Genomic DNA, 5,219 nt, shown 5'->3' on the forward strand with positions numbered 1-5,219 from the left:
GAGAGGCCCACTCGTCTCATCTCAGCCCGGCCCTCGTGCCAAGAACCTCATGACCCACAACAGCTAGAAGAACCGGCGTAGTTGCTCGTCCGAAAGGTCGGTGAGAACCGCGCGAAAGCGAATCTCGCGTGGACCACCCTCGTCGCCAAGGTAGGCGCCGTGGGAGAAATCGTGTTCGTCGATAACCGGGCGGCGGTAGAGGCGCTCCGGGCCCAAGACCAGTTCCAATGCCTCACACACTGTGGACTTCCCGATGTTGTTTCCGCCGACCAGCAAGGTGCGCTGCTGGAAGACCACGCGTCCCTTTGTGATGCCGCGGAAGTTCTCGATCTCAAGCTGTCTGACCCTCATGCCGCGGTCTCCTCGTCACCGGAGACAGCTGCCCCGCTGGGATTGGCTGCTTCATTTAGCACGGCGCGCACCAACACCAGCGAGATGACCTCGTCGGCCAGCTTGCCGAGCTTGCGCACGTTGCCGCCCTTATCAGCCAGCGGATACAGGGTGCCCTTGATGGTCTCGGGTTCCAGTCGCGCTCGTTCGTCGGGCGCGAGCTTGGATACGCGGTCGTCAACAAGTCGGTCGATGACCTGACGGATCTCTTTTTTGGAGAGCGGCTTGAAGTGAACCAAGGAGTCGAATCGCGAGTAGAGGGCGTCGCCAAGAGCCTTGCGGATCTCGTCCTCGGTGCCGTAGTTCGAGGTGCAGATAATCAAGGACGGGCCGAGCTCGATGCTGTAGTTCTTGTCCTCAAACGCGCCACCGTCGAACAGCTGGTAGAAGGCGCTGTGGAAGACCGAGTTCGCTTTGTCGAACTCGTCGATCAGGATGACACCGGACTCGCGGTCGAGTAGGTCGCGCGCGAAGGATGCCTCGGAGTGCGTCCCGCCGAACAGGTACGACGCGAACTTTTCATTGTGGAACATGGAGAACTGTTTGCGCAGCAGCGTGCCCCCGAGCAGCCCGTTGACGAACTGCGCAGTCTCGGTCTTGCCGACACCGGACGGGCCGTAAAACATCAGGACGACTGGCTTCGTCAGCCGTGCCGTGGTCAGTGGGTACAGCGCTGCGAGCAGCGCCTCCTTCACTGCGGCCTGACCCACGAGATGTCCGGCGAAGCCGTCGCGGAAACGAACGAGAGTGTCCCGCGTCACCGCCGGGTACTCATAGCGCTTCACCTCGGTTGTGAACGCTCGCTCAAGCTGTGAGTGAACGAGGGCAGGCGGGTTGTGCAGGTGAAGGTGCTCGGGGTTGATCGACCGTACGAGGCCGGCGAAGTTCGTGATGACGTGCTCGTTCAAGCTGGCGTAGTCGCTCGATTCGGCTGCCACCCGCTTCGGCCTCGGCGCGGGCTCCTCGGACGGCGCCTCCTGGCCTTCAACTACATGGGTATGCCGCCGGTTGGCTTCGTCGCGCTCATAGACGATGTCGAGAAGACCCGTGCGCTTCTTCTTCCCAAGTTGGTCTTCGAACCACGACAGCGGGCCGTAGTAGATGGTGACCGTCGTATCACGCGGCATGCTCAACTCCCGCGAGGATCACGTCGTAGACATCCAGGAGATCGTCGCTCTGCGTGTCTATACCGTCGACGAGTTCGACGGCCGTGACGGGCGTGCCGCCCAGGCTGCCAGACATCTCGGCCTCCATGCTGAGCGCATGCTCCGGCGTCTGTCCGACGAGCACTCCGTGGAAGACGAGGCGCATGCGTCCGAGATCGGTGAGTCCGTAGTTGTTTCGGAACGCCTTGAGGTTGAAGCGCAGTACGCGCTTGGTGTCGTCAGCGCCCTCGCCAAGTAGTTCGTAGTAGCCCTTGGCGCCGACGAGCACTTCGTCCATCCGTGCCAAGTCGACTGGAATGTCGTCCATCTTGAGCATGACCATGTAAGGCGTGAACATCTTCACGTACGCCATCGAGTCCTTTGGTGCCGTCACCCGAAGGTCTCGCAGCTGCACTACCCGAGAATCGCCATCTGCCTTGGATAGGTAGTCGGTCAGGATCGTGTTCGACAACGTCTTGCTGAGGATGCTCTTACCAGCCGCGGACGCGCCGGCACCAGCGCTCAGCTCGCCCGAGGCTCCGAGGAAGGGCAGCCAACTCAGCTTCGCCATCAGGCCAGCCTCGACCTTGGCATGAGTTTCCTTCGACCGCTCCTGAACCTGTTCGCTCGTGGAGGCTGTCTTGCCTCCAGCGGAGATGTCGAGATAGTCCGAGGCTGTCTCCTCATCAAAGTAGATGACCTTGATCATCGATGCACTTGCGTCATCTCTGCGGTTGCCGGCCATTAGTCATCGCCTCCGGCTCCGCCGATCAGCAGTCCGTGTTTGTCGGTTGTGAAGTTGTAATCGACCGGCCCGAGCGGTGCGGCGTCGAAGTGGTGCTCGGCGAAGCGGATGCGCATCGCCTCGTCCCAGTCGAGGTCGTCGAGATTACGGGTGTCCTTGGTCTCGCGGACAAGGTAGAGCCGCTGAGCGCCGTTCTCGTCGTAGACGATGGCCCAGTCCGGCGAGTATTCACCGACAGGCGTGCGGACGCGGAAGCGGCGCGGCAGCTTGGTGAACAGTTTGACGTGCTCGCGGTTGTTCTCGAGCTGTGCGGCGAAGGCGCGTTCGACGTGGCTGTCGTAGTCGACGTGGTCGTAGAGGTTCACGCCGCCCTCGGGCGCGGCGATGACGCCGTTCTTCGGGTCTGGGTTGCCGGGCAGCGGCTGAGGCGGGTTCTTGGACTCGACCTCGAGGAACACGACCTCGGCATCCCACCAGTCCGTCTCGTCGATGGGTTCGTAGCTGATGCCCCGCACCATCTGCTCGATAGCTTCGATCCGGATGGCGTTCGCCACGATCCGTGCCCAGCGGTCGGGATCGTCGAGGACGTGACGTGCGTAGTCGCGGTCGGGATAGTTCAGGATCTCGCGCACGATCCCAGCCAGGGTCGGGCGGGTGAGCTGGAGGGGGAACTTGCCGTACTGCAGCTGATCCTCGATGAGCTGCACGACGTCAGGAAGGCGCTGGCCTACGACGACGATACGCTCACCACGGGACTCTGCAACGGCGGAGTCCGCCGTGATGACGTGTCCCTCGTCGTCGTAGACGAGATCGGCGGACTGCACCACGTTGGCGCGCCGCTCGATGAACTCGAGGTCAGCCAGATGCTCGGACGCCGCCACCACGATGCGGAGTGCGTCCGGATCGACGGTGACGCGGTAGCGCGCTTTGTAGCGAATACGCTTCCACAGTTCAGCGAACTCGGGGCTCTCGAACAGGGCAGGGCGCCTGCGGACGACGACCTCATTGTCGGCGTTGTCGACCTCGGGGCCGGCCTCGCCGGAGCCACCACCCGAGGCTACGTACTCGGCATTCAGACCGTCGCGGAACTCCGTGAAGGACTCGTCGACGATGAGCGTCAGCCTGTTGATCGCCGGGTCCATCACGCGGTGACCGTTCTGGTTCACCGGCAGACGCAGGCCACGGCCGATCTGCTGTCGACGCTCCAGCTCGGAGCGCGTGTGACGCAGGAACCCGACCTGGAAGACGTTCGGGTTATCCCAGCCCTCCTTGAGCGCAGAGTGGGAGAAGATGAACGCGCGCGGGTTGGCGCGGTCGAGAATGAGCTCCTTGTTCGCGATGATCTCCTGGTACGCCCGCGCCTCCAGCTCGGCGTCCGATGCACGCCCCGATGTGTCCTTCAGGATGCCCGTTTTGGTAGACGGGAAGTAGGCGACCCGCAGCTCGGCAGGGTCAGGCATCTCGCTCTCGGAATTGCCTGCCCGGAGCCACTCCTCACGGAACAGCTCGTCGAACATCGCAGGCAGCACCGCCTCGTCACCGGCGTAGTCAGCCACACGCTCGACGAAGAATAGCGACAGCACCTTGATGCCACGGTTCATCGAGTCGATCTGCCCCTGCCGAGCCAGGTGCGTTCGGATGGTATGGCGGATCTGATCACGCCAGACAGCCTCGGAATCCACGCCGGTCTCAGTCCCGGCCTGCACGACGAGCTTGTTCTCGAAGATCACCCGGTCGGGTTTACGTTCGATGCTCTCGACCACCAACCCGCGATACTGCGGCAGTTTGCCGGACTCCTCGAACAGGTCGGTGCCGTTCTGCAGCACCACCGGCACCCGCTTGCCACCGGCCTTGTGGATGACCGCCTCTGCCATCAGGCGCTTGCGGACGCTCCGAAGCTTGTCGAGGCGCACGTACGGCTTGCCATCCTCGCCGGCGACGATTCCCTTGACCGATACCCGCTTGACCAGACCAGCCTCGGCGGCCTGCTTCGGGCCGAGCCTGTGCACGAGGTTGAACGACTCCTTGTGCGTTGCGCTGTAGCGCAGCGCCACCAGCGGGTTCAGTGTGGCAATCGCCTGACGGCGCAGCGGCGTCGCCATATTCTGCGGCTCATCGATCAGGACGACGGGGCGAGCCTTCGCGATCTGCTGCACACCGCTCAGCGAGTCGCCCCACAGCTGCGGCTGCTCAGCACTGGCATACAGCGTGTTCTTCTCCGGCTTGTCGAGCGCCTGCACGCTGGCAACTAGGAACTGCACCGTGCCCGACGGTTCGGTGAAGTCGTTCAGTGCCGAATTCTCGCCCAGCACACCCCACTTGTACGGGACGCCGGGATACTTCAGCCGGAAGTGCTCCTCGGTCTGCTCGAACGTCTTCACCACGCCCGCACGAATCGCGATCGAGTGAACCAGGATGACGAACTTCCGCAGCCCATACAGCTCCGCCAGACGCAGCGCCGTCGAGATGTAGACGTATGTCTTACCCGTGCCGGTCTCCATCTCGACCGAGAAGTTCGGGAACTCGCGCTCCGCGCCCTCGAGATCCGTCTCCGCAAGCAGCTCGAGCTGGGCCTGCGGTTCAACAGCCTCACGGGTGGTGATCGTCCTCAGGTTGTCGGTAAGAACGGAGCGTTCCAGCGTGAAGCCCGCGTGACCATCCGCGCCAGGTGCCTGCCCAGCAAGCGCATCGCGCGGCGGCACCAGGGCACCCTCAAACAGGTCGACCACCGCGGAGACGGCGGCCGACTGGTGCGGCTGATCATCAAAGCGAAACTTCACGAGGCACCCGCTCCAGAAGAATCAGCTTTGACTGCAACCGCGGCGCCAACGTCAGCGTCACCGAGTCCTCGACCTGGTCACCACGAAGGATCAGGGTGTCGTCATCACTCAAGGCAAGCGCATCGGCCGTGGCTAGCTGTTGTGGGTCATGAGGTTCTT

General features: G+C 63.0%; 4 protein-coding genes. All 4 read right to left on the reverse strand.

The window, feature by feature from the left end; all coding sequences use genetic code 11:
* Positions 1–63: 63 nt before the first annotated feature.
* Genes HMPREF3105_RS08490 through HMPREF3105_RS08505 form a run of 4 tightly spaced genes read right to left on the reverse strand, consistent with a single transcriptional unit; the run spans position 64 to position 5,060 of the window.
* Positions 64–351: an AAA family ATPase gene (locus HMPREF3105_RS08490; protein WP_070709233.1), complete on the reverse strand. Its 288-nt coding sequence runs from the start codon at positions 349–351 to the stop codon at positions 64–66.
* Entirely contained in the window at positions 348–1,517 is a 1,170-nt protein-coding gene (locus HMPREF3105_RS08495; protein ID WP_070709235.1) for an AAA family ATPase, read from the reverse strand. The genes HMPREF3105_RS08490 and HMPREF3105_RS08495 overlap by 4 nt, the downstream gene beginning before the upstream one ends.
* Positions 1,507–2,280, reverse strand: coding sequence for a DUF6414 family protein (locus tag HMPREF3105_RS13380; protein ID WP_102708633.1), 774 nt, complete (start codon positions 2,278–2,280; stop codon positions 1,507–1,509). The genes HMPREF3105_RS08495 and HMPREF3105_RS13380 overlap by 11 nt, the downstream gene beginning before the upstream one ends.
* Entirely contained in the window at positions 2,280–5,060 is a 2,781-nt protein-coding gene (locus HMPREF3105_RS08505; protein WP_205781731.1) for a restriction endonuclease, read from the reverse strand. The genes HMPREF3105_RS13380 and HMPREF3105_RS08505 overlap by 1 nt, the downstream gene beginning before the upstream one ends.
* Positions 5,061–5,219 lie beyond the last annotated feature (159 nt).

Origin of the sequence: Micrococcus sp. HMSC31B01, assembly GCF_001816085.1 — a bacterium.
GTDB lineage: Bacteria > Actinomycetota > Actinomycetes > Actinomycetales > Micrococcaceae > Micrococcus > Micrococcus luteus.